This is a genomic window from Protofrankia sp. Cr1 (assembly GCF_963555865.1).
GTDB lineage: Bacteria > Actinomycetota > Actinomycetes > Frankiales > Frankiaceae > Protofrankia.
In genome coordinates this window covers 4,529-6,885 of the sequence record NZ_CAUVXO010000083.1, presented here as the reverse complement: position 1 = coordinate 6,885, position 2,357 = coordinate 4,529, and the positions used below count along the sequence as shown (strand labels likewise).

The 2,357-nt window shown below is 69.7% G+C and carries 3 protein-coding genes; all 3 read right to left on the bottom strand.

Translation table 11 applies throughout. The features are described 5' to 3' along the window. Positions 1 to 213: 213 nt before the first annotated feature. A complete protein-coding gene (locus U9980_RS09725) occupies positions 214 to 495 on the bottom strand; it encodes a MazG nucleotide pyrophosphohydrolase domain-containing protein (RefSeq protein WP_322767628.1) in 282 nt (93 codons plus the stop codon). Positions 496 to 594: 99 nt separating this feature from the next. Next, positions 595 to 963 carry a hypothetical protein gene (locus U9980_RS09720; RefSeq protein WP_322767627.1) on the bottom strand — a complete coding sequence of 123 codons (369 nt, stop codon included), beginning with the start codon at positions 961 to 963 and terminating at the stop codon, positions 595 to 597. 567 nt (positions 964 to 1,530) lie between these two features. After that, positions 1,531 to 1,944 carry a hypothetical protein gene (locus U9980_RS09715; RefSeq protein WP_322767626.1) on the bottom strand — a complete coding sequence of 138 codons (414 nt, stop codon included), beginning with the start codon at positions 1,942 to 1,944 and terminating at the stop codon, positions 1,531 to 1,533. Positions 1,945 to 2,357: the final 413 nt, after the last annotated feature.

Below are 2,357 nucleotides of genomic sequence, written 5' to 3'. Positions count from 1 at the left end.
TGTCTGCGTCCGGTAACGCTGCCTGCACCCCGACCAGGAAGCGGGCGCCACCGATGCCACCCGCGAGAGCTGTGATCTTCACCTGATCCTCACGTCCCGCCATCCTGCCATCGGTCGGCCCCAGGCGTGCGGTGTCCGCGGCCGAAGGCGGCGCGGTCGGACAGGTCGTCGGGGCCACGGCGCATGTTCCGAGGAGCCGGCGCGGCCTCGTCGTCAGGAGACCGCGCCTGTCGTCGAAGCCCAGGTCCGGGTTTCGTTGAGGGCTTCCTTGCTGACGATGGCGTCGCTGAGTGAGATGCCGAGACGATTGGCGATGGCGCACACGAAGATCAGCACGTCGGCGAGTTCCTCGTCGACCGTGCCGACGACCGATCCGGCCGCCGTGCTGAGGTCCTGGCGTTTACGGACTGCCTTGAACAGCTCGCCGACTTCTTCGCCGAGGAGGAGCGCCTGCTCGGTGACGCTGCGGTCGGAGAACCCGCGTTCGGCTTCCATGTCAGCGACGTACTGCTGCAGGTCTGTCAGGTCGAAGCCTCGGTCGAGTGGGCGCACGGGAGAAACGGATCCTTTCTGGTAGGGGGCTGGCGCAATGGTTCAGTAGGCCAAGGTGAGTTGGTTGGGGTCGGGACGGGCCGGCCGGCCGCGCCAGCCGGAGCGCAGCGCTTCGGCGGCCGAGGACAGCCGGCGGGCCAGGCCGCGGGAGGCGCGCCCGGGAGCGAGTGTGGGACGAACGGCCAGTGCGGTGGGATCCCAGGTCCAGGTGCCTTGGACACGGCCGTCGAGTAGCACGGTTGGCAGCGCTTCGCCGATCTGGTTGAAGGCCATGTTCGGGGGGAGGTCCGCCAGGTACCGGCTGCGGGTCTCGAAGTACGCCTTGAGCGCGATGTCCTCGTGCGCCAGCAGGTTCAGGCCCGTCATGTCGGCGTCGGCTGCCAGGAACAGCTCGTAATGCGCGGCTGGCATGTAGGCCGGCGGGGCGCTCCACGGTGTGGCAAGTTCGAGCCAGTCGCCGGTCCAGTTCGGCTGCCAGCCGCCGAGCGTGTGTCGTTTTGCCGGCCGCGGTTAATCCTGCGAACGCGATATTCAGCCGATGGGGAGACACGCAAATCCTTCCATGACGACCTTGTCTGCGGCCGGCTTCGGCGTCCTACGAGCTGCCGGCCTTATGGTGATCATGTTGTGTCGTCATACTCACCGGCCTTCACCGCGGTGAGGAAATCAGCCCACGCTGCCGGGGTAATCGGGATCGGACGAGAGAGCGAGGACCGGAAGAAGACCAGGTGCGGCCCGCGGGCGACCCACACCACATCCACCGCTGTCGGTGTCGTGGTGCTCGGTGCGCGCCACGACGCGACACGCGAAACGAGTGCCGAGAGGTGCACGGAGGTCCTTCCTGGTAGCTGCGCCTGCCCCGGCGGACCGGGTCAGCACCGAGGCAGGCGCGATCAGGGACCGCCCCGCCCACGGTGCGGCCGGCGACCGGGGCGGGGTGGTGTGGAGGGGCCGCCTCGGGATGTGACGGCCCCCGTCTCAGGTGCCGGCCGACGCCGGCTCGGGTGTGTAGACATCGACGGGCACGACGGTGTAGTTGGACAGCCTGGATGCGCGGGCGTGCCGATCGGCGGCCTGCGGGCTACCGAACTGGGCGATGGCTCGGGTAGGCCGGAGCCTGCTTTCCAGGCCGATGACCGCCCAGTCGTTGCCTTCCGCCCAGGCAGTCGGAAGCACCCAGTAGTCCACGCCGGGCTGCTGGTTGGCCCAGCCGCTGGCGACCTGCGGACTGCGGGCGGCGGGGACAGACGCGGCTGTCGCCGGGAAGTGCTCGATGACCGTGCGAAGGGCGGTGTCGCGCCCCGGGGTGGCGGCCACGCTGGCCCGCGCCGCCGCCGGCCGGGCAAGACCGAGAACTCGGCCCAGGCGACGAGCTCGCAGCGCGCCGGCCATACCCAGCGGCTGACCTGCGCATGCCGGTCGTCGACGAGCAGCGGCGCCGTTCCCGCCCGCACCTGACCATGGGCCCAGGCGTGGACGGTGTCGAAGTCGGGGAACGCCCCGAGCAGGCTGCCGGTCGGTGCCCAGACGACGCAGTGGTACTCGGACATCGGGGGTTTCACCCTCTCCCCGGCCCGCCGCAGGCGGACCGGGATCGCGGGAGCACCGCGCCCAGCTGCCCCGCCGCCGTGACAACGGCGCGGCTAACCTCCGACCGGCCCGTGAAGCAGGCGATTTTCGTAGATTCCGGAGACATCTGGTTATGCCCCGGTTATGGTTCGTTGCGCCATGGTGCTGATCGGACCTCACACGGGCGACGAGTGCCAGGGTGTGTGCCCGGGCTGTCCCCTGTGACAGCCGCTCGT

What these genes read in the sequence shown, in the direction of transcription:
- U9980_RS09725 (WP_322767628.1), bottom strand. Translation starts at nt 495, where the DNA reads ATGGAAGCCGAACGCGGGTTCTCCGACCGCAGCGTCACCGAGCAGGCG.
- U9980_RS09720 (WP_322767627.1), bottom strand. Translation starts at nt 963, where the DNA reads ATGCCAGCCGCGCATTACGAGCTGTTCCTGGCAGCCGACGCCGACATG.
- U9980_RS09715 (WP_322767626.1), bottom strand. Translation starts at nt 1,944, where the DNA reads ATGGCCGGCGCGCTGCGAGCTCGTCGCCTGGGCCGAGTTCTCGGTCTT.